General features: G+C 72.3%; 25 protein-coding genes. 17 read left to right on the top strand and 8 right to left on the bottom strand.

Annotated features, from left to right (window positions below):
* The first annotated feature begins 66 nt into the window (after nt 1–66).
* The 5 genes from OG992_RS09975 to OG992_RS09955 all read left to right on the top strand — a co-directional run bounded on the left by OG992_RS09975 (nt 67) and on the right by OG992_RS09955 (nt 3,412).
* Entirely contained in the window at nt 67–1,257 is a 1,191-nt protein-coding gene (locus tag OG992_RS09975; RefSeq protein ID WP_238683029.1) for a mechanosensitive ion channel family protein, read from the top strand.
* Nucleotides 1,258–1,846: 589 nt separating this feature from the next.
* Entirely contained in the window at nt 1,847–2,281 is a 435-nt protein-coding gene (locus OG992_RS09970; RefSeq protein ID WP_030338239.1) for a phage holin family protein, read from the top strand.
* Nucleotides 2,278–2,652 (top strand): DUF3618 domain-containing protein, encoded by a 375-nt coding sequence (locus OG992_RS09965; protein WP_196927356.1) that lies wholly within the window; start codon nt 2,278–2,280, stop codon nt 2,650–2,652. The genes OG992_RS09970 and OG992_RS09965 overlap by 4 nt, the downstream gene beginning before the upstream one ends.
* Entirely contained in the window at nt 2,649–2,921 is a 273-nt protein-coding gene (locus tag OG992_RS09960) for a DUF4235 domain-containing protein (RefSeq protein ID WP_130400249.1), read from the top strand. Before OG992_RS09965 ends, OG992_RS09960 begins: the two co-directional genes overlap by 4 nt.
* Before the next feature lie 287 nt (nt 2,922–3,208).
* Nucleotides 3,209–3,412, top strand: a complete 204-nt coding sequence (locus tag OG992_RS09955) for a cold-shock protein (protein WP_030338233.1) — start codon at nt 3,209–3,211, stop codon at nt 3,410–3,412.
* Between the two features lie 152 nt (nt 3,413–3,564).
* On the opposite strand, the gene OG992_RS09950 is transcribed toward OG992_RS09955, so the two are convergent.
* Complete coding sequence (locus OG992_RS09950; protein WP_238671989.1) at nt 3,565–3,756, bottom strand: hypothetical protein; 192 nt, start codon at nt 3,754–3,756, stop codon at nt 3,565–3,567.
* A gap of 88 nt (nt 3,757–3,844) precedes the next feature.
* Nucleotides 3,845–4,828, bottom strand: a complete 984-nt coding sequence (locus OG992_RS09945; RefSeq protein WP_091401706.1) for an aldo/keto reductase — start codon at nt 4,826–4,828, stop codon at nt 3,845–3,847.
* Nucleotides 4,829–4,910: 82 nt separating this feature from the next.
* Between OG992_RS09945 and OG992_RS09940 the strand changes: the two genes are divergently transcribed.
* Nucleotides 4,911–5,705, top strand: a complete 795-nt coding sequence (locus OG992_RS09940; protein WP_238682948.1) for a trans-aconitate 2-methyltransferase — start codon at nt 4,911–4,913, stop codon at nt 5,703–5,705.
* Nucleotides 5,702–6,724 carry an adenosine deaminase gene (locus tag OG992_RS09935; protein WP_238682949.1) on the top strand — a complete coding sequence of 341 codons (1,023 nt, stop codon included), beginning with the start codon at nt 5,702–5,704 and terminating at the stop codon, nt 6,722–6,724. The genes OG992_RS09940 and OG992_RS09935 overlap by 4 nt, the downstream gene beginning before the upstream one ends.
* A gap of 267 nt (nt 6,725–6,991) precedes the next feature.
* Here the strand turns inward: OG992_RS09935 and OG992_RS09930 are convergent, their stop codons facing one another.
* A complete protein-coding gene (locus OG992_RS09930; protein WP_238682950.1) occupies nt 6,992–8,395 on the bottom strand; it encodes a HAMP domain-containing sensor histidine kinase in 1,404 nt (467 codons plus the stop codon).
* A gap of 29 nt (nt 8,396–8,424) precedes the next feature.
* Nucleotides 8,425–9,114, bottom strand: coding sequence for a response regulator transcription factor (locus OG992_RS09925; protein WP_091401712.1), 690 nt, complete (start codon nt 9,112–9,114; stop codon nt 8,425–8,427).
* Between the two features lie 73 nt (nt 9,115–9,187).
* On the opposite strand from OG992_RS09925, the gene OG992_RS09920 reads away from it, so the two are divergent.
* Nucleotides 9,188–10,108 (top strand): ADP-ribosylglycohydrolase family protein, encoded by a 921-nt coding sequence (locus OG992_RS09920; protein WP_266303047.1) that lies wholly within the window; start codon nt 9,188–9,190, stop codon nt 10,106–10,108.
* Nucleotides 10,109–10,324: 216 nt separating this feature from the next.
* On the opposite strand, the gene OG992_RS09915 is transcribed toward OG992_RS09920, so the two are convergent.
* Nucleotides 10,325–11,254: a DUF1775 domain-containing protein gene (locus OG992_RS09915; RefSeq protein ID WP_266303046.1), complete on the bottom strand. Its 930-nt coding sequence runs from the start codon at nt 11,252–11,254 to the stop codon at nt 10,325–10,327.
* Between the two features lie 188 nt (nt 11,255–11,442).
* Here OG992_RS09915 and thrS point away from each other — a divergent pair, with 188 nt between their 5' ends.
* A complete protein-coding gene (thrS, locus tag OG992_RS09910; protein ID WP_266303045.1) occupies nt 11,443–13,452 on the top strand; it encodes a threonine--tRNA ligase in 2,010 nt (669 codons plus the stop codon).
* A 207-nt stretch (nt 13,453–13,659) separates the two neighbouring features.
* On the opposite strand, the gene OG992_RS09905 is transcribed toward thrS, so the two are convergent.
* Nucleotides 13,660–14,388, bottom strand: a complete 729-nt coding sequence (locus tag OG992_RS09905; RefSeq protein ID WP_238682954.1) for a D-Ala-D-Ala carboxypeptidase family metallohydrolase — start codon at nt 14,386–14,388, stop codon at nt 13,660–13,662.
* Nucleotides 14,389–14,564: 176 nt separating this feature from the next.
* Here OG992_RS09905 and OG992_RS09900 point away from each other — a divergent pair, with 176 nt between their 5' ends.
* A complete protein-coding gene (locus tag OG992_RS09900) occupies nt 14,565–15,077 on the top strand; it encodes an HIT domain-containing protein (protein ID WP_196930193.1) in 513 nt (170 codons plus the stop codon).
* Between the two features lie 49 nt (nt 15,078–15,126).
* Here the strand turns inward: OG992_RS09900 and OG992_RS09895 are convergent, their stop codons facing one another.
* Nucleotides 15,127–15,621: a hypothetical protein gene (locus tag OG992_RS09895; RefSeq protein ID WP_238682955.1), complete on the bottom strand. Its 495-nt coding sequence runs from the start codon at nt 15,619–15,621 to the stop codon at nt 15,127–15,129.
* Between the two features lie 86 nt (nt 15,622–15,707).
* On the opposite strand from OG992_RS09895, the gene OG992_RS09890 reads away from it, so the two are divergent.
* Together OG992_RS09890 and OG992_RS09885 are read left to right on the top strand one after the other, a co-directional pair.
* Complete coding sequence (locus tag OG992_RS09890) at nt 15,708–16,766, top strand: aldo/keto reductase (protein WP_266303044.1); 1,059 nt, start codon at nt 15,708–15,710, stop codon at nt 16,764–16,766.
* 239 nt (nt 16,767–17,005) lie between these two features.
* Entirely contained in the window at nt 17,006–17,986 is a 981-nt protein-coding gene (locus tag OG992_RS09885) for an alpha/beta fold hydrolase (protein ID WP_238682957.1), read from the top strand.
* A 106-nt stretch (nt 17,987–18,092) separates the two neighbouring features.
* Here the strand turns inward: OG992_RS09885 and OG992_RS09880 are convergent, their stop codons facing one another.
* Nucleotides 18,093–20,249, bottom strand: coding sequence for an elongation factor G-like protein EF-G2 (locus tag OG992_RS09880; protein WP_266303043.1), 2,157 nt, complete (start codon nt 20,247–20,249; stop codon nt 18,093–18,095).
* Between the two features lie 249 nt (nt 20,250–20,498).
* On the opposite strand from OG992_RS09880, the gene pgsA reads away from it, so the two are divergent.
* The 5 genes from pgsA to pdxS all read left to right on the top strand — a co-directional run bounded on the left by pgsA (nt 20,499) and on the right by pdxS (nt 24,935).
* Nucleotides 20,499–21,128, top strand: coding sequence for a phosphatidylinositol phosphate synthase (gene pgsA, locus OG992_RS09875; RefSeq protein ID WP_238682959.1), 630 nt, complete (start codon nt 20,499–20,501; stop codon nt 21,126–21,128).
* Between the two features lie 46 nt (nt 21,129–21,174).
* The gene (locus tag OG992_RS09870) at nt 21,175–22,107 is read left to right on the top strand and encodes a phosphatidylinositol mannoside acyltransferase (RefSeq protein WP_238682960.1); all 933 of its coding nucleotides are present in this window, start codon (nt 21,175–21,177) and stop codon (nt 22,105–22,107) included.
* A 16-nt stretch (nt 22,108–22,123) separates the two neighbouring features.
* A complete protein-coding gene (locus OG992_RS09865) occupies nt 22,124–23,284 on the top strand; it encodes a glycosyltransferase family 4 protein (protein ID WP_266303042.1) in 1,161 nt (386 codons plus the stop codon).
* Between the two features lie 81 nt (nt 23,285–23,365).
* On the top strand, nt 23,366–23,869 hold the full coding sequence (locus OG992_RS09860; protein WP_238682962.1) for a hypothetical protein: 504 nt from the start codon (nt 23,366–23,368) through the stop codon (nt 23,867–23,869).
* 148 nt (nt 23,870–24,017) lie between these two features.
* Nucleotides 24,018–24,935 carry a pyridoxal 5'-phosphate synthase lyase subunit PdxS gene (pdxS, locus tag OG992_RS09855; protein WP_266303041.1) on the top strand — a complete coding sequence of 306 codons (918 nt, stop codon included), beginning with the start codon at nt 24,018–24,020 and terminating at the stop codon, nt 24,933–24,935.
* The last annotated feature ends 23 nt before the right edge of the window (nt 24,936–24,958 follow it).

Here is a 24,958-nt window from a genome sequence, read left to right as displayed (position 1 = left end):
CCGTCGGGCACTCTTGGGCTTTTGCCCGAAGTGCCCGACGCCTGGTCGAAGGGGAGCACCGAAGCCGTGCAGAACTATCTCGAAACGGCCGTCGCCGCGCTCGTCGCGGCGGCGGTCGCCCTGTTCCTGGTCGAGATCGTCCACCGGATGACCCGGCGGTTCGGCCGCCGGTCACTGCTGTTGACCGAGTTGACCGACCACGCGCACCGCCCGTTCCAGGTCGCCGGAACGGTCCTCGCCGTGCAGTTCGCCGTCCGCTTCACCACCGGGTACGCGGTCGGCGAGAGCTGGCGGCGGCTGCTGCTGCACCTGCTCATCCTCGGCGTCATCGCCACCCTCGCCTGGCTGGTCGCCTGCCTCCTGGTCGTCGTGGAGGACACCGCGCTGGCCCGGTTCCGGGTCGACGTACCCGACAACCGGCACGCCCGGCGGGTCCGGACCCAGGTGGTGATGCTGCGCCGACTGACCATCGCGGTGATCGTCATCCTGACCGTCGGCGTGATGCTGATGACGTTCCCCAGCGTGCGGGGCATCGGCGCCGGTGTGCTGACCTCGGCCGGTGTGGTCGGTGTGGTGGCCGCGCTCGCCGCGCAGAGCCTGCTCGGCAACGTCTTCGCCGGCGTCCAGCTCGCCTTCAGCGACGCCGTCCGGCTCGACGACGTGGTCGTCGTCGAGGGGGAGTGGGGTCGCATCGAGGAGCTGACCCTCAGCTACGTCGTGGTGCAGATCTGGGACGACCGCCGGCTGATCCTGCCCACCTCCTACTTCACCAGCAAGCCGTTCCAGAACTGGACCCGGACGGAGGCGGCGGTGCTCGGCACCGCCGAGTTCGACGTCGACTGGGCGGTGCCCGTGCAGACCATGCGCGAGGAGCTGCGCCGCCTCGTCGAGGGCACCGAGCTGTGGGACGGGCGGGTCTGCGTCCTGCAGGTCACCGACGCCACCGGCGGGACGGTCCGGTTGCGCGCGCTGGTCAGCGCCGCCGACGCGGGCAGCCTGTGGGACCTGCGCTGCCTCGTCCGGGAGCACCTGGTCGCGTGGATCCGGGACAACCGCCCCACCGCGATGCCCCGGCTACGCGCCGAGTTGGGCGACTCCAGCAGCAACCTGTCCTGGCAGTGGGTGCAGCCGAGGCGGCCGGGCCGCCGCCCGTCCGACACCGAGGCGCCCGACGACGCCCGTGTCTTCGGCGGCAGCGACGACGGCGACGCCCGCAGCGAAGCCTTCGTAGGCCCCGAAGAAACCCGCCCCCAATAGCCCTCGCCCGGCCCGGCCCCGCCCCTGCGTCGCCCTCGCTCGGCCCCGCCCGTCCCGCCCCGCCCCGTCCCGTCCCGCCTCGCCCCGCCTCGCCCCGCAAGATCGTGCAACTTCCTGGTTGTAGTGGCTTCCGTCCGCGTCGAGGCCACTACAACCAGGATCGAGCGCGATCTCGGGCGGTGGACCCCGACGATCATTGACTTGACCGGTGATTTCGCCCGGATTGTCCCCGCCAACCTCATGATCACCGCTGCGGTGGCGGGGAGCGCGGGCGGGCCGGGGGTCGAGGGCCGGGAGCCGGGGCCGAGGTCCGGGGGCCGGGGCCGGGGTCCGGGGGCCGGGGCCGAGGTCCGGGGCCGAGGTCCGGGGCCGGGGGCGGGGGCCGGGGCGGGGGAGGGCGAGTGCGGAGGTTTGGTCGGGCTTGGGTGGGGGATGTGCTGCCGGACGTCTCTGGCGTGATCGCGGCGGCTGGCCGCGTATCGGCGGCGCGGCGTCCGGACAACGGGGACGGTGAGCTGCTTGGCGCGCTTTAGGATTGACGAGCGGCGACTTCGGGCATACAGCGCGGTGATGAGGAAAGGAGGACAGCATGGCTGACGTGGCGAAAGCCCGCACATCCCAGAACGGGAGCGAGCCCTCCACCGCCGAGTTGGTGCAGCGGGCCACTGAGCAGATCTCCCGCCTCGTACGGGACGAACTGACGCTGGCCCGAGCGGAGTTGACCCAGAAGGGTAAGCACGCGGGCATCGGGATCGGCCTGTTCGGCGGCGGTGGCGCGCTCGCGTTCTTCGGTCTGGGTGCGCTGGTCGCCACGGCGATCCTGCTGCTCGACCTGGTGTTGCCCGCCTGGGCCGCGGCGCTGATCGTGGCGGTGGCCTGTTTCCTGGTGGCCGGCATCCTCGCCCTGGTGGGCAAGAAGCAGGTCAGCCGTGCCGTCCCGCCGGTGCCGGCGGCCACGGTCCGTAGCCTCCGGGCAGACATGGACACCGTCACCGCCGCGGTGAAGGACAGGGGGCGGCAATGACCGGTAACGGGACCGGCGACACGGAGGCCCTCCGCGAGGAGATCCGTCGCACCCGGGTCGAGTTGGGCGAGACGATGGAGGCGTTGGCCGCCAAGGCCGACGTCAAGGCGCGTCTGAAGGAGTCCGCCGAGCAGGCCAAGGAGCGGATGCGGGAGCAGGCGGCGCAGACCGTCGCCCGGGTCCGCGGGCAGGCCGCGCGTGGCGCCGGGATGGCGCGGGCGCAGGCGTACGAAAAGGGTGAGCTGGTACGCGCGCAGGCGTACGACAAGGGCGAGTTGGTGCGCCGCAACCCGGTGCCGTGGGCGGCCATCGCGGCCGGCGCGGTGGCCACAGTGGTGGTGCTGATGATCGTGCGGGGGAGGCGTAGGTGAGTAAGAGCATCGGCAGGGTCGCGTACCGGCCGGTCGGCGTGTTGTTGGGTATCGCCGCGGGCACGGTGGCCGGGGCGATCTTCCGGCAGGTCTGGAAGGTGACCGCGGGCGACGGTGAGGCGCCCAACGCGACCGACGAGGATCGAGGCTGGGGCGAGATCCTGGCCGCCGCGGCGTTGCAGGGCGCCATCTTCGCGGTCGTCCGGGCCGCCGTGGACCGGGGCGGCGCGGTCGGCGTACGCCGGATGACCGGCAGCTGGCCGGACTGACCAGCAGCGACTTCAGCCCCCTTCCCGCATCGATGGGAAGGGGGCTTTCGCATGGCATCGCGCGCCGCCCAGCGCACCTGAGGCATCCGTCAGGTCACATGTCGGAGAAATTCGTCGGAGAGGTCGTGACAGACTTTTTACGTCCGTGATTTGCTGGTCCCCGCTGTTGCGAGATGGCGTGGGTTGAGAGAAGTCTCCTTCGTGGGGCTGCCTCAGGCGCCGCTGCTCAAAAACGGCCAATCGGCCGGACGGCGTGCACGGCCGCCAGTTTTTAGAGGGAGAAACACATGGCTCAGGGAACCGTGAAGTGGTTCAACGCTGACAAGGGCTTCGGCTTCATCACCGTCGATGGTGGGGGTGCTGACGTGTTCGTCCACTTCTCGGCCATCCAGACCAGCGGCTACCGCTCGCTGGAGGAGAACCAGCGGGTGGAGTTCGAGATCGCTCAGGGTCAGAAGGGCCCGCAGGCTGAGCAGGTCCGTCCCATCTGAGTAGGACGGCCGGCCCCCGCCGGCCAGTGGGACGATCCGGCTCAAGGGTCACGGTAAAGCCCCGCATCCCGGTTGGGATGCGGGGCTTTCGCCTGCTCGGGTTCGCGGTGCGGCGAGCGGTCAGCCTCAGGCTCGCCGGTGCAGCGGGCGGGTCAGCGTCGACGCGAGCGCAGGCCGAGCCAGAGCACCACCAGCCCGGCCGCCGTCACGAGCGGGCCGATCACCGCCCAGATCTTCTCGTCGGTCATCACGCTGCCGCTGACGTAGCCGAGACCCTGGACCGTCCACACCGCACCGATCACCACGGCCAGTAGGCCGAGGGTGAGCGGAAGCCAACCCCTCATCGCGTCCCCTCTCCGCCGCCCGGGGCGGCGCGCCGCCGTCCAGAATCGCCGGCCGGGCGGCGTGAGGCGAGCACCTCGGGCGCGCGGGTCACCACCGGTCGTGCACCTGCGGGCGGATCAGCTCGTCATAGGTCTCGCGGACGGCTGCCAACTGCTCGTCGGTGAGCGGGGACAGGGCCGCCGCGGCGGCGTTGCGTCGGGCCTGGTCGGCGTCGCGGGCGCCGGGGATGACCACTGTGACGCCCGCCTGGTCCAACACCCAGCGCAGGGCGAACTGCGCCATCGTGCGGTCCGCGTCGACGAGCGGGGCCAGCCGGCGTACGGCGGCCAGACCTCGGTCGAAGTCGACTCCGGAGAACGTCTCGCCGACGTCGAAGGCCGCGCCGTGCCGGTTGTAGTTGCGGTGGTCGTCGGCGGGGAACTCGGTGTGCTCGTCGTAACGACCGGAAAGCAGGCCACTGGCGAGCGGCACGCGGGCGATGATGCCGACACCGGCTGCGGCCGCGGCTGGCAGCACCCGCTCCAGGGGCTTGTGGCGGACCGCGTTGAGGATGATCTGGACGCTCGCCACCCCCGGTCGGGCGATCGCGGTGAGGGCCTGGTCGCAGGTCTCGACGCTGACTCCGTACCCGGCGATGGCCTTCTCGGCGACGAGGGTGTCCAGACCGTCGAAGACCTCGTCGGAGGAGAAGACCTCGGTGGGCGGGCAGTGCAACTGGACCAGGTCCAGGGTGTCCATGCCCAGGTTGGCCCGGGAGCGGTCGGTCCACTGCCGGAAGTTGGCCAGGGTGTACGCCTCCGGGCGCTGCTCGACGCGGCGGCCCATCTTGGTGGCGACGGTCAGCCCGGCGTCGGGTCGGGTGCGCAGGAAGCGGCCGATCAGTTGCTCGCTGCGGCCGTCGCCGTACACGTCGGCGGTGTCGAGGAAGGTGACCCCGGCGTCCACGGCGGCGGCGAGCACCGCCATCGCGTCGTCCTCGCTGACGGTGCCCCAGTCGGCGCCGAGTTGCCACGCGCCCAGGCCGACCGCGCCAACGGTCCGGCCGAGCCGGTTGAAGCTGCGCTGTTCCATGACCCGAGCCTAGTGATCGGGTTGCCACCCTGCCACGCGAGCCGTACCGTTAGCAGTACGGACGTACGGTTTGGAGGCGACCATGTGGGACCCGACGACCTACCTGCGCTTCGGCGACGAGCGATCCCGGCCGTTTCACGACCTCCTCGCCCGGATCCCGGCCGAGCGACCCCGGGCGGTGGTCGACCTCGGCTGCGGCCCCGGCCAGCTCACCGCCGTCCTCGCCGAACGCTGGCCGACCAGCCGGGTGCGCGGCCTCGACTCCTCGCCCGAGATGATCGAGCGGGCGGAGGCCCTCGGCGCGCCGGTCGACTTCGCGGTCGCCGACCTGCGCGACTGGTGCCCGGCCGGCGACGAGGACGTGGTGGTCAGCAACGCGGCCCTGCAGTGGGTTCCCGGCCACCAGCAGCTGCTGCGCCGCTGGGCCACCGAGTTGCCCGCCGGCGCCTGGCTCGCCATGCAGGTCCCCGGCAACTTCGCCGCCGACTCGCACCGTGCCCTGCGGGAGGTCGCCAACCGGCCGGCCTGGCGGGCCGAGGTCGCCCCGCTGCTGCGTGCGGACCCGGTCGACGACCCGGCCGACTACGCGGAGCTGCTGACCGCCGCCGGCTGCGCGGTGGACGCCTGGGAGACTACCTACGTGCACCTGCTGCCGGCTCGACCCGCCGCCGAGCACCCGGTGCTGGCCTGGATGGAGGGCACCGCGCTGCGCCCGGTCCGGGCCGCACTGGACGCCGCCGGCTGGTCCGCCTTCCGCTCCGAGCTGGGAGTACGGCTCACCGTGGCGTACCCGGTGCGGCAGGGTCAGGTGTACTTCCCGTTCCGCCGCGTCTTCGTCGTCGCCCGCACCGGCGACCATGCCCAGGAGAACCAGTGACCGACCTGTCCACCTTCATCGCCGGCCTGCCCAAGGTGGAGCTGCACGTGCACCACGTCGGCTCCGCCCTGCCCCGGATCGTCGCCGAGTTGGCGGCCCGCCACGAGGGGCGCACCCCCGTGCCGGCCGACCCGGACGCGCTCGCCAACTACTTCGAGTTCCGCGACTTCGCGCACTTCATCGAGGTCTACCTGAGCGTCGTGGATCTCATCCGCGACCCGGAGGACGTCTGGATCCTCACCCACGAGGTGGCCCGCGAACTGGCCCGCCAACAGGTCCGGTACGCGGAGCTGACCATCACGCCGTACTCGCACGTCCGACGGGGCATTCCCGCGCCGGCGTTCTGCGAGGCCATCGAGGACGCCCGTAAGCGCGCCCTGGCCGACTTCGGCATCGAGCTGCGCTGGTGCTTCGACATCCCTGGCGAGGCCGGCCTGCCGGCGGCCGAGGAGACGCTGCGCATCGCGCTGGACGAGCGCCCGGACGGGCTGGTCAGTTTCGGTCTGGGCGGTCCGGAGATCGGCGTACCCCGACCGCAGTTCCGGCAGTACTTCGACCAGGCCCGCGCCGCCGGGCTGCGCTCGGTGCCGCACGCCGGGGAGACCACGGGGCCGCAGACCGTCTGGGACGCGCTGAACGAGTTGGGTGCCGAGCGGATCGGGCACGGCATCTCCGCCGCGCAGGATCCCCAGTTGCTCGCGTACCTGGCCGAGCGGCAGATCGGGATGGAGGTCTGCCCGACGTCCAACGTCCGTACCCGGGCGGTGGCCACCCTCGACGAGCACCCGCTGCCCCGGCTGGTCGAGGCCGGGCTGCTGGTCACCATCAACTCCGACGACCCGCCGATGTTCGGCACCACCCTCAACGACGAGTACGCGGTGGCCGCCCGCCTGCTCGGCGTCGGTGCCGAAGGGCTGGCCGGGCTGGCCCGCAACGCCGTGACCGCGTCCTTCCTGGACGCCGCCGGCCAGCAGCGGATCCTCGCCGAGATCGACGCGTACCTCGCCACCGCCGGCTGACCTGATCGGCCGGCTGGGCTGGTCGCCCGCTCGGGTGACCGGTTGCCCGGTTCGTTGAGCAGGGCGCGCGGCGGGAGCGTGGGTGTGGGGGGACCTGTGACTCCCGCCGCGCGCGCGGCTCCACCGGCCGTGGGTGCGTGGTGCGCTCGGCCGGTGGAACTGGTGGGTTCGTGCTGTGATCCTGTCAGCCCGCAGCCGATCCAACGCGGTCGTTAACCGCGATCTAAGGAAGACTTGCGCCGGCGCACAGCCCCGGGTTCGGCCGGGTCAGTCGTCGGTGGGGCGCTGGCGGGGCCAGCGACGTCCGGTGGCCTTCGTGTCGCGGGCGTCGCGGGCCATCCGACCGACCAGACCGAAGCGGCTGACCTGCCGGGGCGTCGCCTCCGGGTCGGCGAGCAGCATCACCACGCTGGCGCCGCCCAGCCGGGCGCGGTCGATGCTCACCGAACCGTTGGCCTGCAACGCGACCCGTTTGGCGATGTCCAGCCCGAGCCCGGTCGAGCCCTGGTCACTGGTGCCCCGGCGCAGCGCCCGGTCCGGGTTGGCGATGCCGGGGCCGGCGTCGTCGATCCGGATCGCCACGTAACCGTCGCGCCGGGACACCGCCACCTCGAACGCGGTGCCCTGCGGGGTGTAGCGGAAGACGTTGCCGATCACCGCGTCCAGCGCGGCGGCCAGTTCGGCCCGCGGCACCGGCGCCGGGATGCGCAGCTGGGCGCCGTTGACCCGGTGCGGCCGGTTCTGGTCGCCGGCCAACGCCGCCCAGAACACCATCCGGTCCCGGACCACCTCGCTGACGTCGCACATCGCCGGCCCGGCCTCGAGCGCCACCGTCTTACGGGTGGTCTTGATCAGCACGTCGATCTCACCCTCCAGGGTGACGATCGCCTGCCGGATCCGCCGGATCCCGCGCAGCCTGTCCAACTCCGCCGGGCTGAACGAACCCACGCTGGTGTCGTCGGACTCCAACGCCTCCGCGTCCAACCGCAGCACCGTCAACGGGGTACGCAGACGATGCGACAGGTCGGCCACGAGCTCCCGCTCGTCGGTCCGGGCGGCGTCCAGGCGGTCGGCCATCCGGTTGAAGGCGTACCCGGCCTCGGCCAGCTCGCGCGGACCGGTCGGCTCGACGCGTACGCCGAGGTCGCCGTCGCCGATGGAGAGCGCGGCCTTGACCAGACCGCGGGTGGAGTCCACCGCGCGGGCGGCGACCCGGTCGACCACCAGCACCGCCGCGCCGGCCATCGCCGCACCGACAGCGAACAGCAGCAACCAGGTGCCGCCGGCGCCCTCGCCCAGCGTCGACTCCGGAAGGAAGACCTCGACCACTGCCGTCCGGTCACCGAGGACGACCGGGTCGAGCCGGGCCACACCCCCGTCGACGTCGACGACCAACGACTGGCGCTCGGAGCGGGCCCGGTCCAGGTCGCTGCCGCTGGCCCGACCAGCGGACTCGTCCAACCCCAACCCGTGCACCACGGGCCGGGTGGGTGCGCCCTCGGCGCTGGCCACCACGGCACGCTCGACGACAGCCGGGTCGGTGCTCACCGCCAGCGCGCCGGTCACCAGGGCGCTGCGCCGCGCCGCGTCGGCGATCGCCTCGTCCCGGCTCTGCTCCCGCAGGCTGAGCCCGAGCGGGATCAGGAACGCGAGCGCCACGAGACTGCACATGCCGGCCGTGAGCAGGGCCAGCGCCGTCCTCAGTCCGGTGCCACCAGCCGGAATCCGACCCCCCGCACGGTGCGCAGGTAGCGCGGCTTCGCCGCGGACTCGCCCATCTTTCTGCGGAGCCAGTACAGGTGAACGTCGATGGTCTGATCCTCGCCGACCGATGGCTGCCGCCATACCTCCTCCAAGAGTTCCCGGCGGGACACTACCCGCCCAGGTCGTGCGGCGAGATACGCCAACAGGTCGAATTCCTTGCGGGTCAGCGCCAGCGGCTCCCCGTCGAGCTGGGCGCTGCGCTCGCCCACGTCCACCCGCAGCCCGCCGACGCTGTGCACCGCGGGTTGCACGGACCGACTGGCCCGGCCGGCCCGGCGCAGCACTGTGGTGATCCGGGCGTCCAGGTGTGCCCCGGTGAACGGCTTGACCATGTAGTCGTCGGCGCCGGCGCGCAGCAGCTTGACCACCGACTGCTCGTCGTCGCGGGCGGTGGCGATGATGATCGGAACGTCGGTGATGCCGCGCAACATCCGCAGCGCGTCCGAGCCGTCCAGGTCGGGTAGGCCGAGGTCGAGCACCACCAGGTCGGGTGTCTCCGCGGCGACCCGACGCAGGGCGTCCAACGCCGTACCCACGGCGTGCACGGCATGCCCCCGGTCGGTGAGGGACCGCAGCATCGCGCCGCGTACGACGTGATCGTCTTCGACCAGGAGCACGGAGGCCACGACAAGACCGTACTTGGCCTGGCAAGTTGATCGCGTTGCGGCGTGCCTGGCGACCGGGCAAGCTGGTACGACGATGTCGTTCACCCTGTTCGCCGATGCCCGCCTGGCGCTCGCCCGGGACAGCCTCGCCGGTCTCTCCACCGGCGACGCGCTCGGCGCGCAGTACTTCCTGCCGGGGCCGGCGCCAGTGGATCTCGCCGCCGACGCGCTGCCGCCGGCGCCCTGGGAATGGACCGACGACACCGAGATGGCCTGCTCGGTCCTCGCCCAGTTGGCCGACTCCGGTGGCATCGACCGGGACCGGCTGGCCCTCTCCTTCGCCGAGCGACGCACTGAGCGCAGAGGCTACGGCGCGGGCGCGATGCTCATCCTGGGGCTGATCCGTGACGGCACCCCGTGGCCGCTGGCCGCCGCCTCCGCCTTCGACGGGCAGGGCTCCTGCGGCAACGGCGCGGCGATGCGGGTCGGCCCGCTGGGCGCGTACTTCGCCGACTCGACAGCGCGCGCCGCGGCACAGGCCCGCGCGTCCGCCGAGGTGACGCACGCGCACCCGGAGGGGATCGCCGGCGCGATCGCCGTCGCCGTCGCCGCCGCGCTGGCCTCCCGGGCCCGCCTCGACGGGCACCGGCCGGCCCCGGAGCGGTTGCTCGCCGGGATCGCCGCCGCACTCGACCCGGGCACCGAGGTGCACCGGTGCGTACACCGGGCTGCCGGGCTGCTCGGCCGGCCGTTGCCCCGGGTGGTGGAGGCGCTCGGCAACGGCTCCCGGGTGACCGCCCAGGACACCGTCGCGTTCACCCTCTGGGTGGCCGCCACCCACCTCGACGACTATCCGGCGGCCATCGAGACGTGCGTACGGGCCGGCGGGGACGTGGACACCACCGCCGCCATCGCCGGAGCGGTGGTGGCGGCGCACACCGGCATCGGCACCCCGGGTGGGGTGCCCGAACAGTGGCTGGCCGCCCGCGAGCCGCTACCTACCTGGCTCCCCTGACGCCCCGGGCTGCCTGGCTCCCCTGACGCCCCGGGCTGCCCTGCCTGCGTCGGGGCTGTCCTGCACCTGCGCTGGGCATGATCGACTCGGCTTCCCGCAAATCGGGGTCATCCGGGCGACGGGGACGCCGCGGTTCCCTGAAAGCCGAGTGGATCACCGCTCGATCGGGCTGTCCGGGCGGCGGGGACGCCACGGTTCCCCGGGAACCCGCGTGGATCACCGCGATGCTGCGGGAACAGCGGGCTGCGGGTCGCTGGCCTGCGGGTCGGCGGATTGCGGGTCGGCGGGCGTCGGGTCTGGCGTCGCGGTGTCGTTCCCGCGGCCGGTTATCTCGGCCAGCGTCGCGGCCTCGTCCGGGCCGCCGGTCACCTCGGCGAGCGCGCTGGCCTCGTCCGGGTCGCGTCGGCGCCAACGGCTGACCAGCCAGCCGATCGCCGCGCCGCCACCGAGCCCGGCCAGCAGGCCGGCGGCCAACATCCCGTCGGCGCTGCCCTCGTCGGCACTGCCCGATCGGGCCGGCGGCGCGGCGTCCACGCCGTTCTGCGCGCCGGCCGGCGCGTCGGCCGCCGGGCCGGCATGCCCGCCGTGTGCGGCCGGGCCCGCCGCGCCGGGCGCCGCCGGCAGCAGGGCGAGCGTCGGGGCCCGGTGCGGGCCGGTGGCGTCCGCCCACCGGACCACGGTGCCATCGGCGTACGTCTGGACGACCTCGAAGGTGAGCCGCTCGGCCTGCGGCATCGGCCCCATGGAGAGCGCCAGCCGAGCCGGGCCGGGGTCACTCTCACCGACCCGGACCCAGGTCACCGCTGTCGTCACGGTGCTCACCCCGGAGGAGTGGATACCGGCCACCGGCTTGTCCAGGGTGCGGGAGCTGATCCGGGGCGCCCAGCCGTTCACCGACATGGGGTAGACCTCGGCGATCGGCGCGTCGGCCGGCAGCCGGACCTCGATCTGGTTGGTCTTCGTGCCGGCCCGTTCCTCCGGAACGCTGAGCTCCAGCCGTACCGCCTCGCCCTGCCGGGCCTCGGTCGGGGTGGTCGTCACGTCCGCCGCGTACGCCGTGCCAGGCCAGAGCAGCAGCCCAGCGGCGGTCACCGCGGTCGCCGCCACGATCCGCCGCAGACGGCCACCGCCGTACGTGCTCGCCATCTCGTGCCCCCATCCGTGTCGACGCGGCCGGCACCGGTTTCCGGCCACACCTTCTAGTTCGGCTGCGAGGCGCGAAAGGTTCAACGTCGGCGGTAAGGAGGTGCCCTTCCCGGTCGCGGGCGGGGCGACCGATAGCATCGGCAGGAGCCGAGGATCGGCACCGTTTCGTACCACTTGGAGGAGTCACCGTGTCCGCACCCCGTACCCCCGCCGTGGCCGACCCCGTCGTCGTCGCCGCCGGGACCACGGCGGCCGACGCGGTGGCCGCGGCCGGACTGCCCGCGAACGGCCCCAAGGCGATCGTCGTGGTCCGCGACCCCGAGGGTCAGCTGCGCGACCTGGACTGGGCGCCGGCCGAGGAGACCGTTGTCGAGCCGGTCAGCCTGGATTCGCCCGACGGGCTCAACGTGCTGCGCCACTCCACCGCGCACGTCCTCGCCCAGGCCGTGCAGGACATCTTCCCCGAGGCCAAGCTGGGCATCGGTCCGCCCATCGAGAACGGCTTCTACTACGACTTCGACGTCGAGAAGCCGTTCCAGCCCGATGACCTCAGCAAGCTCGAGAAGCGCATGCAGGAGATCATCAAGTCCGGGCAGCGGTTCCGTCGCCGCCGCTTCGGCAGCCTGGACGAGGCGCGCTCGGAGTTGGCCGACGAGCCGTTCAAGCTGGAGTTGATCGAGGTCAAGGGCGAGGGCCTGGACACCGCCGAGGTGATGGAGGTGGGCGGCGGCGAGCTGACCATCTACGACAACCTCGACGCCAAGGAGGACAAGGTCTGCTGGTCGGACCTGTGCCGGGGTCCGCACCTGCCGACCACCCGACTGATCGGCGCGTTCAAGCTCATGCGCTCCGCCGCCGCGTACTGGCGGGGGTCGGAGAAGAACCCCCAACTGCAGCGGGTGTACGGCACCGCGTGGCCGACCCGCGACGAGCTCAAGGCGTACCTGAAGCTGTTGGAGGAGGCCGCCCGGCGCGACCACCGCAAGCTCGGCGCGGACCTCGATCTGTTCAGCTTCCCCGACGAGATCGGCTCCGGCCTGGCGGTCTTCCACCCCAAGGGCGGCATCATCCGCCGCGAGATGGAGCACTACTCGCGCCAGCGGCACGAGGCGGCGGGGTACGAGTTCGTCAACACCCCGCACATCACCAAGGCGCAGCTGTTCCAGACCTCCGGTCACCTGCCGTACTACGCGGACACCATGTTCCCGCCCATGCAGCTGGAGGGCGCGGACTACTACCTCAAGGCGATGAACTGCCCGATGCACAACCTGATCTTCAGGTCGCGCGGGCGGTCGTACCGGGAGCTGCCGCTGCGGATGTTCGAGTTCGGCACTGTCTACCGGTACGAGAAGTCCGGCGTCGTGCACGGCCTCACCCGGGTCCGCGGCCTGACCCAGGACGACTCGCACATCTACTGCACCCGTGAGCAGATGGCCGGCGAGCTGTCCACGCTGCTCAGCTTCGTGCTCGACCTGCTGCGCGACTACGGCCTGGACGACTTCTACCTGGAGCTGTCGACCCGGGACGACTCGCCCAAGTTCATCGGGGCCGAGGAGGACTGGGCCGAGGCCACCGAAGCGCTGCGGACCGCCGCGGCGACCTCCGGTCTGGACCTGGTGCCCGACCCGGGCGGCGCGGCGTTCTACGGGCCGAAGATCTCCGTGCAGGCCCGTGACGCCATCGGCCGGACCTGGCAGATGTCCACCATCCAGGTCGACTTCAACCAGCCGGAGCGGTTCGCGTTGGAGTACCAGGCCGCCGACGGCAGCCGGCAGCGGCCCGTGATGATCCACCGTGCGTTGTTCGGGTCGATCGAGCGGTTCTTCGGGGTGCTCACCGAGCACTACGCGGGTGCCTTCCCGGCCTGGCTGGCGCCGGTGCAGGTGGTCGGCATTCCGATCCGCGAGGACCACACCGACTACCTGCACGGCTTCGTCGCGGCGCTGCGCGCCGAGGGCATCCGGGCGCAGGTGGACGCGGGTGACGACCGGATGCAGAAGAAGATCCGGACGGCGCAGCAGCAGAAGATCCCGTTCATGGTGATCGCCGGCGACGACGACGTGGCCGCCGGCACTGTCTCCTTCCGCTACCGCGACGGCTCCCAGCGCAACGGGGTGCCGGTCGCCGAGGCGGTGACCCACGTGCTGGACGTGGTCAGCTCACGGACCAACATCGGTCCGTCCGCCGCCGCCGAGTAGCGGAACCCCCCCCGCGCTCCGCGTGCCGTGGCCTGCTCGCCGCATGATCGTGCTCGATCCAGGAAGTAGTGGCCTCCCCGGTGCTGGAGGCCACTACTTCCATGTTCGAGCGCGATCTTCGCCAGGAGGCCCGCGCGGGAGGGACCGGCGCCGGGAGGCCCGCGCGGGAGGGACCGGCGCCGCGAGGCCCGCGCGCGGTGCGGGGTGTCAGATGCCGCAGTTGGGCGCTGACCAGCCTCCGACCGCCGCCACGTGGGTGTGGTCGTTGTGGTCGGGGTAGCCGGGGCCGAGGATCTGCCCGAAGCCGTGGTTGCGGGCCTGCTGCGCCAGCCGGCAGAAGGACGGGGAGCCGACCAGGTCCACCCCGTCGCCGTACAGGTGTCTGCTGTTCGACGCGCCGCCCACGGCGCTGTTGCAGGCGTAGCTGCGGAAGCTGCTGCTGATCGCGATGGACACGTCGCCGAGGGCGTGCCGCATGGCCTGGAGCTTCCACATCGAGACGAGCGCGTTGAACCGGGCGGTGCTCGCCGAGACCGCGCCGCCGGACCAGTCGCTGTTGCACTTGTTCAGTTCGGGGTAGCTGAAGTTGGCCGGGGTGCAGTCGTCGTCCTGGAGGGCGTAGAGCCGGTTGAACGTCTGGGGGCCGGCGATGCCGTCGGCGGGCAGCCCGTACGCCTGCTGAAAGCGGATCACCGCCGATCGGGTGGCCGGGCCGTACGCGCCGTCGAGGGTGAGCACCGCGCCGTAGCCGGGGTAGCCGGCGACCCGGATCTGGAGTTGTCGGACATCCTCGCCGGACGCCCCCTGGGACAGGGTGCGTCCCCAGGTGTAGCAGCCGTCCGCCTGGGCCGCGCCGGCAGTGAGGGTGACGCCGGCCACTGTGGTGGCGGCGGTCAACGCCAGTGCCGCGAGGAACCTGCCGAGCCGTCGGAACATGGAGCCCTCCATCAATGCATGGAAGTACGTGGATGCATGGAAGTTTCACGCTTCGGTTTTGATCCGTCAAGAACTTGCAGTCCCGGGTTTCCCGAAGGCGGGTGTCGCGGCGTGCCCGCGGGGCTCCGTAGGATCGGCTCGTGACAGGGGCGGAACGGCACACGGACAGTGACGGCATGGCGGACGGCCTGGAGCGGCTCTGGACGCCGCACCGGATGACCTACATCTCCGGCGAGGACCGCCCGGCCGAGGGCTACGAGAAGCCGACCGGGTGCCCCTTCTGCCGGGGGCCGAAGCTGCCCCCGGAGGAGAGCCTGGTGGTGGCCCGGGGCGAGCACGTCTTCGTGGTGCTCAACCTCTACCCGTACAACCCGGGGCACCTGTTGGTGTGCCCCTACCGGCACGTCGCCGACTACACCGACCTGGACGTGCCGGAGACCACCGAGCTGGCGTCGTACACCCAGACCGCCATGCGGGTGATCCGCAAGGTCAGCAACGCCCACGGCTTCAACCTGGGCATGAACCAGGGCGGGGTGGCCGGCGCCGGCATCGCCGCGCACCTGCACCAGCACGTGGTGCCGCGCTGGGGCGGCGACGCGAACTTCATGCCGGTGATCGGCCGCACCAAGGTTCTGCCGCAGCTGCTCGGCGACACCCGCGACCTGCTCGCCCGCGCCTGGCCGTCCTGACCGCCGCCGGCCGCGCCGCGCCGGTCGCGCGGCCTCCACACCGGTCCGGCTAGTCGGCGCGCAACAGCGGGGTCAGCTCCGACCAGCTCTCCACCCGGCGTACGCGGGGCAGCAGCGCGGCGTGTGCCGCGACCTCGGCCTTGCGGGGCCGGAACAGGAAGCGGTGCGGCACCGAGTCGAGATAGCCGAGCACCTCCAGCTTGTCGTCCACGAAGTGGGTCAGGCCGAGGCGCCCGGCGATCGGCGCCTTGTCCGGTCGGGTGCGGCAGAAGTGCACCCGCTCGACCGGGATGCCGGTGCGGGCCGGAAAGTCGTGGTGGGCCAGCCACTCCCGGGTACGCCGCTCGGTGGCCTCCCCGCACTTGGACACCAGGTGTACCTCGTCGAACGTCGGGCCGAGCGCCGCGAGCGCGTCGAACGCCCCGACGACGGCCGGGGTACGCAGGTAGTGCGCGCCGAAGAACGACGTGTCCGCGTCGTCGTCGGCCGGCTCGATGATCACTCCACCGATGTCCACCCCGAGCCGTCGCATGGCGTTGATCATGCCGCACCGTTACCGTCTCCGTGCACCCCCGTGTCCGCCCGCGGATCTGCTACGCCCCGGCCCGCCGAAGGTGGCACGATCGGCCGATGGCAGTCACGACACGGGTGTTGGGGCGCAGCGGCATCGAGGTCAGCGCCCTCGGCATGGGGTGCTGGGCGATCGGCGGGCCCTGGGCGGAGGGCACCCAGCCGCTGGGCTGGGGTGCGGTCGACGACGACGAGTCGGTGCGGGCGGTACGCCGGGCACTCGACCTGGGCATCACGTTGTTCGACACCGCCGACACGTACGGGGCCGGGCACGGTGAGCGGGTGCTCGGTCGTGCGCTCGCCGGTCGCCGCGACGACGCCGTGATCGCGACCAAGTGGGGTTACACCTTCGACGAGGCCGGCCGGCAGGCCACCGGCGAGGACGCCTCGCCCGCGTACCTGCGCAGTGCCGTGACCGCCTCACTGCGCCGGTTGGACACCGACCGGATCGACCTCTATCAGCTGCACCTGGCCGACCTGTCGGTGCCGAGGGCGCAGGCGCTGATCGGGACCTGCGAGGACCTGGTGGCCGAGGGCCTCATCCGCGCGTACGGGTGGAGCACCGACCGCCCCGACCGGGCCGCCGCGTTCGGGCACGCCGCCGCCGGCGCCACCGCCGTGCAACACGCCCTGTCGGTGCTGCGTGACGCCCCCGAGCTGCTCGCCGTCTGCGACAAGTACGACCTGGCCAGCGTCAACACCGGTCCACTCGGGATGGGGCTGCTCACCGGCAAGTACACGGCCGCGTCGACGCTGCCCCGCGACGACGTACGCGGGCTGGCCCCGGGCTGGTTGGAGTGGTTCCGGGGCGGCCGGCCGGCACCGGAGTGGCTGCGCCGGGTCGGCGCGGTCCGTGCCGCGCTCACCGCCGACGGGCGCACCCTCGCCCAGGGCGCGTTGGGCTGGATCTGGGCGCGCAGCGGCCGCACCATCCCGATCCCGGGCTGCCGTACGGTCGCCCAGGTCGAGGAGAACGCCGCAGCCCTGCACCGGGGCCCGCTGCCGGCGGACCAGTTCGTCGAGGTGGAGCGTCAGCTCGCCGCCGTCCGCACCGCGGCCCTGCGCGACGCCGACCGCCCCCACTGGCCCCGCCCGACCCACCCCACCGTCCACCCCTGAGGGCTGTGCCGGCCGGAGCTCTGCGGGCGCCGCGAAGGCCGGATGGCAGCCGGGCTGAGGTCGTCGCCTGCCCGGTCCGATGGCCGTCCCGGCCATCGGACGCAAGCGCAGGAAATTAGATCCCATCGGTCATTCCCGATCGACCATCGGGCATCCATGACCTTGGCGCAATCCTGCATCTACCTGAAATCGGCAAGGATGCATGTCACATCTAGAGAACTGGAGCATGCGTGTCTTCGATGAACAGAAGGAAGCTGATCGCGCTCGGCGCCGGCGCGGTCGCCGCAGTGGCGACCGGCACCGCGGCACAGGCCGCACCGTCCACCGACGGTGCACAGGCCGCCGCCCCGGCCGCCGCCGACCTCGCAGCCACCCTTCCGGGGGGGTTCACGAGCAGGTACGCGGAGGTCAACGGAGTCCGGCTGCACTATGTCGCCGGTGGGCGTGGGGCGCCCCTGATCCTGCTGCACGGCTGGCCGCAGACCTGGTGGGAGTACCACAAGGTGATGCCGGCGCTGGCCACCCGATACCGCGTGATCGCCGTCGACCTGCGCGGTGCCGGCGGCTCCAGCAAGCCGGCGTCCGGGTACGACAAGAAGACCTTGGCGGCAGACATCGCGGCGCTGGCCAGGGCGCTGGGCTACACCAAGGTGAACGTCGTGGGTCACGACATGGGGTCGATGGTCGCCTACAGCATGGCGGCGAACCACCCCACGGTCGTCAACAAGATCGCCATGCTGGACGTGGAACACCCGAACAGCAACTACTACGAGTTCCGGATGCTGCCGGCGCCGGGTGCCCCGTTCCACCCCTGGTGGTTCGCCTTCAATCAGGTGTCACAGCTGCCGGAGCAGCTCATCACGGGCCGGTCCCGCTTCCTCGTCGACTGGATGTTCGACAACCTCCTGGTCAACAAGCAAGCCATAAGCGATTTCGACAGGGCCGTCTACGCCCAGGCGTATTCAACTCCGGACGCCATCCGGGGCGGCAACGGCTGGTACAAGGCGCTGGGCCAGGACATCGTCGACAACGAGACGTACGCGCCGGTGACCGTCCCGGTCCTAGGTATCGCCCACGACATCTTCTACCCGAGCTTTGCCGCGACGCTCAGCCAGCAGGCCACCAACGTGCAGCTGGTACAGATCGCCAACACCGGGCACTACTTCGTGGAGGAGCAGCCCCAGGTGCTCATCCAGCACCTGAGGTCGTTCTTCGGCTGAGCGGGCCGAGCTGAGGTTCCGGGCGGGCCGGGTGGGCGACGGCCGATCGAGCTGTCTCCCACCCGGCCCGCACTCCGCCGAATGCTGTTCGGGCACGGCGTGGGGGTCAGGCGGTGTGTTCCTTGCGGGTCTGGTCGGCCAGGTGGGCGGGCATGGGGTCGTGGCGGACGAAGTGACGGCGGAAGGTGCCGGTGCCGGCCGTCATGGAGCGCAGCTCGACGGCGTACCGAAGCAGCTCGGTGGCCGGCACCTCGGCGCGGACGAGGGTGCGGCCCTCGGTGTCCGGGTCCGGTTCGGTGCCGAGCACCCGGCCGCGTCGGCCGGACAGGTCGCCCATCACCGTGCCCACCGAGCCGTCCGGAACCCGGATGGTGACCTCGTCGATCGGCTCCAGCAGGGCCGGCTGGCCACGCTCGGCGGCGTCACGCAGCGCCAGCGCGCCGGCGGTCTGGAAGGCCGCGTCGGAGGAGTCGACACTGTGCGACTTACCGTCGACCAGGGTCACCCGCAGGTCCACCACTGGGTGCCCGGCGACCAGCCCGCGCTCCAGTTGGGCACGGACGCCCTTCTCCACGGATGGGATGTAGGTGTGCGGCACCGCGCCGCCGACCACCCGGTCGACGAACTCGAAGCCACTGCCGCGGGGTAGCGGCTCGACCTCGATGTCGCAGACCGCGTACTGGCCGTGGCCGCCGGACTGCTTGACGTGGCGACCGTGCCCCTTCGCGGGCACCGTCAGCGTCTCGCGCAGCGACACCTTGACCGGCTCGGTGTCCAGCTCGACGCCGCCGGCGCGCAGCCGGTCGAGCACCACGTCCGCGTGTGCCTCGCCCATGCACCAGAGCACCAGTTGATGGGTCTCCGGGTTGCGCTCCAGCCGCAGCGTGGGGTCGCCGGCGACCAGGCGGGCGAGGTTGCGGGCCAGGGCGTCCTCGTCGGCGCGGCTACGGGCGGCGATCGCCACCGGCAGCAGCGGCTCCGGCATCTCCCAGGGGGCGATCAGCAGCGGGTCGTCAGTGGTCGAGACGGTGTCGCCGGTCTCGGCGCTGCCCGACTTGGTGATCGCGCAGATGTCACCGGCCACGCAGAGCGACACCTCCCGCAGTGTGGCGCCCAGCGGGGTGAAGATGTGCCCGACCCGCTCGTCGGCGTCGTGGTCGGGGTGCCCGCGTCCGGCCATTCCGTGCCCGGAGACGTGCACCCTCTGGTCGGGGCGCAGCGTGCCGGAGAAGACGCGGACCAGCGAGACCCGGCCGACGTGGCGGTCGATGGTGGTCTTGACGACCTCGGCGACCAGCGGCCCGGCCGGGTCGCAGCTCAGCGGCGGACGCGGCGAGCCGTCCACGCCGGTCACCGCCGGCAGCTCGTGCTCCAGCGGCGACGGGAACGCGGCGGTCAGCACCTCCAGCAGCACGTCCAGCCCGACACCGGTCTGGGCGCAGACCGGCACCACCGGGTAGAAGTGGCCCCGGGCGACGGCCTTCTCCAGGTCGTCGATGAGCACCTCGTCGCCGATCTCCTCGCCGTCGAGGTAGCGGTCCATGAGGGTCTCGTCCTCGCTCTCGGCGATGATCCCCTCGATCAGCTCGTCGCGGGACTCGTCGATGGCCCGCTGGTGCTCCGGGTCCGGGTCGCGGACGTCGGCGGGCAGCCCGGCGCTGTAGTCGAAGACCCGACGGGTGATCAGGCCGAGCAGCCCCTCGGTGGAGACCCCGTCGTCGCCGAGCATCGGCAGGTAGAGCGGCATCACGTTGTCGCCGAAGAGGCGTTGGCAGAGCGCCACCGTCTCGTCGACGTCGGCGCGGGGCTGGTCCAGTCGGGCCACCGCGACCGCGCGGGGCATGTCGACGGCGGCGCACTCCTCCCAGAGCGCCACGGTGGCCGCGTCCATGCCGCCCGCGGCGGAGACCACGAAGAGCGCGGCGTCGGCGGCTCGCAGCCCGGCGCGCAGCTCGCCGACGAAGTCGGCGTACCCCGGGGTGTCCAGCAGGTTGACCTTGATGCCGTTGTGCAGCAGCGGCGCGCAGGACAGGCTGACCGAGCGCTGCTGACGTACGGCGGCGGGGTCGTGGTCGCCCACTGTGGTGCCGTCGACGACGGTGCCGGCGCGGCCGATCGTGCCGGTCGCGGCGAGCAGGGCCTCGACCAGTGTGGTCTTGCCCGCCCCGGAGTGCCCGACGAGCACCACGTTGCGAACCCGCTCGGGCTCGGTGACCACCGGCGTGCCGCCGGTGGAACCCTTCTCGTGACTCTTCTGCGCCATGGGGCGCACCTCCCTCAGCCGGTGGTGGTGGCGACCGCCGCGCGACGGGTAGCGGCCCGGGGCGAGTGCGCGGCGATATCCTCCGGTGGTCTGCTGCACAGCGGGAACGGGACGGGCGGACGGGTGAGCTGGCTCACCTCCCGGCTCGATCTCACACCCGTTGCCGGGTAGGCACAAGCCTCCCCCGGGCGGGTCGGCGGTACCGTCCGTATCGCCGGAGCTGGGCGGACCGTTATCGTGGGGACCGCCATGGCGAAGATCTTCCAAGTGTCGGCCCGCGCGGGGATGACCCGCGTCGTCGAGCCGATTGCCCGCGCCCTGCTGCGCGCGGGCGTCACCCCCAATGCCGTCACCGTCGCGGGCACCGTTGGTGTGCTCGTCGGCGCGCTCGGCTTCGGTGCCCGCGGCCACCTGGTCGCGGGCGCGTTGATCGTCACCCTGTTCGCGCTCACCGACCTGCTCGACGGGACGATGGCCCGGATGAGCGGCGGCTCCACCAAGTTCGGCGCGTTCCTCGACTCAAGCATGGACCGGGTCGCCGACAGCGCCGTCTTCGGCGCGGTCGCGTACTGGCTGGCCACGCAGGGCAACTACTCCGGGGTGGCCGCCGCGTTGGTGTGCCTGGCTGCCGGCAGCCTGGTGTCCTACGTCAAGGCCCGTGCCGAGGGGCTCGGCATGACCTGCAACGTGGGCATCGCCGAACGCACCGAGCGACTGCTCATCGTCGGGGTCGGCGGGATCCTCACCGGTGTCGGTCTCGATCCGGCCCTGGAGATCGCGCTCTGGCTGCTCGCCGCCGTGTCGATCTTCACGGTGGGGCAGCGGATGACGCACGTCTACCGCCAGGCCCAGCAGCTCCAGCCGGACGGCCAGGCGTGAGTGGCGTGCCGGCGACCCGGCGTCGAACGACCGGCGGCCGAGTCGCGTGAACCTCACCGAGCTGGGCTACATCGCCGGGTGGCGGGTGGTCCGCGCGCTACCCCGGCCGTTGGTGGCGGCGGCGTTCCAGGCGGGCGCGGACCGCGCCCACCGCGCCGGCGGCGGGGGTACGGCCCGACTGCGCGCGAACCTGCGTCGGGTGGTCGGCCCGGAGCTGCCCGACGCCGAGTTGGACGATCTCGTCAAGCGCGGGTTGCGCTCGTACGCCCGCTACTGGATGGAGGCGTTCCGGCTGCCCGCCCTGAGCCGGTCGCAGATCCTGTCCGGTTTCCGGCTCGACGGCGCCGAGCTGCTCGCCGCCGACGTGGCCGCCGGTCGGGGCGCGGTGGTGGCCCTGCCGCACGCCGGTAACTGGGATGCCGCGGGCGCCTGGGTGGCGGCCACCGGTTGGCCGATCACCACCGTGATGGAGCGGCTCAAGCCGGAGGGCGTCTACAAGCGTTTCCTGGCCTTCCGGGCGAGTCTGGGGATGGAGATCCTGCCGACCCACGGGGGGCCGCGTCCGGCGTTCGACGTGCTGCTGGACCGGGTGCGGGCCGGTGCTGTGGTGCCGCTGCTGGCTGACCGGGACCTCTCCGCCCGCGGGGTGGAGGTGGACTTCTTCGGCGGGAAGACCCGGATGCCCGCCGGGCCGGCGCTGCTCGCGCTGCACACCGGCGCGCCGCTCTACGTGGCCTCGCTGTGGTACGAACCGGACGCCGCCCGCGCCTCGCTGGCTGGTCCGTTGCCGGTGCCGGGCCCCGAGGCGGGACCGCTGGACCAGCGGGTCCGGTCGCTGACCCAGCTGATCGCCGACGGTCTGGCGGCGGGTATCGCCCGCCATCCGGAAGACTGGCACATGTTGCAGCGGATGTGGCTGGACCAGGCGAGGTCGGGGGAGGGCGCGGCGCTGCCCTCGTCGGCCTCCGGCCCGGCCTGAGGAGGTGGGCTGACGGATGCGGATCGGCATCGTGTGCCCGTACTCCTTCGACGTGCCCGGTGGGGTGCAGAACCACGTCATGGACCTCGCCGAGGCGCTGATCGCGCTGGGCCACGAGGTCAGCGTGCTCGCGCCGGCCGACGAGGACTCGCCGCTGCCGGAGTACGTGGTGTCCGCCGGGCGGGCCGTCCCGCTGCCGTACAACGGTTCGGTGGCCCGGATCGCGTTCGGCCCGGTGTCGACCGCCCGGGTGCGGCGGTGGATCACCAACGGCGACTTCGACGTGCTGCACGTGCACGAGCCGCTCACGCTGAGTCTGTCGCTGCTGGCCGTGCTCTCCGCCCGTGGCCCGGTGGTGGCCACGTTCCACACCGCGATGACCCGGTCACGGGTCCTCGCCGCCGCGCAGGGTGTGCTCCAGATCGTGTTGGAGCGGATCACGGCCCGGATCGCGGTGAGCGCGCTGGCCCGCAAGGTGCAGGTCGAGCACATGGACGGCGGTGCGGTGGAGATCCCCAACGGGGTGGCGGTGGCCAAGTTCGCCGACGCCGAGCCGTTGCCGGGCTGGCCGGGGGAGTGCGCGGTCGGCGACGGCGGCACGCTCGGCTTCCTGGGCCGGTTCACCGAGGCACGCAAGGGCTTCCCGGTGCTGCGCGACGCTTTCGTGGCGCTGGCCGCCACCCGGCCCGGCCTGCGGTTGCTCGTCGCCGGCCCGGGTGACCCCGACGACCTGTTCGACCAGTTCCCCGCCGAACTGCACGAGCAGATCACGTTCCTCGGCCTGGTCAGCGAAGCGGACAAGGCGCGCATGCTGCGCAGTGTGCACCTCTACGTCGCGCCGAACACCGGCGGTGAGTCGTTCGGCATGATCCTCACCGAGGCCCTCGCCGCGGGTACGACTGTCATCGCCAGTGACCTGGACGCGTTCCGGCGGGTCCTCGACGGTGGGCGGGCGGGTCGGCTGTTCCCCACTGGCGACCCGGTGGGGCTGCGTGACGTGCTGGCCGAGCTGCTGGACGACCCGGCCGCGCGGGCCACGCTGAGTGCCTGCGGCGATCAGGTGGTCGCGAATTTCGACTGGCCGGTGGTTGCCCGCCGCGTTCTGGAGGTATACGCAGCGGCGATCGAGGCAACCGACGGGCGGGTCATCGACCAGGAATGGGTGGGGCTGAGCTGAGCCGGTGTGACGGATGGTGCGGCGGTGACCGGCGGGACCGGTCCGGCCGCGCCCAATCGGACGAAACGGAGCAGCACTACGATGCCGCACATGTGGTGGGTGGTGGCCGCGAGCGTGGTCGTGGGGCTGGTCGCGGCGTACCTCATCTGGACCGCCGGCCGGGTGGAGCGACTACAGGCTCGCGCGGAGCTGGCGGCGCGGGCTCTCGACGCCCACCTGCTGCGCCGCGCGGCGGCAGCCGCGGTCCTGGCTGAGCGGCGTTTCGGCGTCGAGCTGTACGCGGCGGCCCGGATCGCCCTGGACGCCAGCCCGGACGAGCGGGAGGCGGCCGAGAACGACCTCACCCGCCAGTTGCGCGGCGTCCAGTTGGACCCGGGCGACCCGGACTGCGTGGCGGTCATCGCCGCGAGTCGTCGGCTCGCGTTGTCCCGGCAGGTGCACACGGATCTGGTCCGGGACGCCCGCTCGGCGCGCAGCCGGCCGCTGGTGCGCCTGTTGCGGATGGGGCGGGGCCGGGATTGGCCGCGCTACTTCGACATCGACGACCCGACCCTCGTCGTGCCGGCGGACGTCCCCGCCGCCTGACGTCCTGCTCCCGGATGGGCGCGGGCGAGCCGGTGACCAGCGCCACAGGGCAGGCCACCGGGGGTCTGATTGGCTGTCGGTGCGGCGTTGACCCACGCGTAGCATTTCCGCTGCCACCCCCAGGAGCCCCTTCAAGGAGCGATGACCCGTGCCCGAAAACACCGCCTCGAACACCGGTACCGCCCCCGTCGTCGGCACCGCCCGCGTGAAGCGCGGCATGGCCGAGATGCTCAAGGGCGGCGTGATCATGGACGTGGTCAACGCCGAGCAGGCCAAGATCGCTGAGGACGCCGGCGCCGTCGCGGTGATGGCCCTGGAGCGGGTGCCCGCCGACATCCGCGCGCAGGGTGGGGTGTCCCGGATGAGCGACCCCGACATGATCGACGGGATCATCGAGGCGGTCTCCATCCCGGTGATGGCCAAGGCCCGCATCGGTCACTTCGTGGAGGCGCGGATCCTCCAGTCGCTCGGCGTGGACTACGTCGACGAGTCCGAGGTGCTGACCCCGGCCGACTACGCGAACCACATCGACAAGTGGGCGTTCACGGTGCCCTTCGTCTGCGGCGCGACCAACCTGGGCGAGGCGCTGCGCCGGATCACCGAGGGGGCGGCCATGATCCGTTCCAAGGGTGAGGCGGGCACCGGTGACGTCTCCAACGCCACCACCCACATGCGGAAGATCCGCCAGGAGATCGCCCGGCTGTCCTCGCTGCCGGCCGACGAGCTGTACGTCGCGGCCAAGGAGTTGCAGGCCCCGTACGAGCTGGTCAAGGAGGTCGCCGAGAGCGGCAAGCTGCCGGTGGTGCTGTTCACCGCGGGTGGGATCGCCACGCCGGCCGACGCGGCGATGATGATGCAGCTCGGCGCGGAGGGTGTCTTCGTCGGTTCCGGCATCTTCAAGGCGGGCAACCCGGCTCAGCGGGCCGCCGCGATCGTCAAGGCGACCACGTTCCACGACGACCCGGACGTGCTGGCCAAGGTCTCCCGGGGCCTCGGCGAGGCGATGGTCGGCATCAACGTCGACGAGATCCCGCAGCCGCACCGCCTGGCCGAGCGCGGTTGGTGACTGTCGGCCCGTCAGGGCCGAGG

It is taken from the genome of Micromonospora sp. NBC_00362, from assembly GCF_026342155.1.
Taxonomy (GTDB): domain Bacteria; phylum Actinomycetota; class Actinomycetes; order Mycobacteriales; family Micromonosporaceae; genus Micromonospora; species Micromonospora hortensis.
The sequence above is the reverse complement of the archived record's forward strand: the minus strand, read 5'-3'. Positions and strand labels throughout refer to the sequence as shown.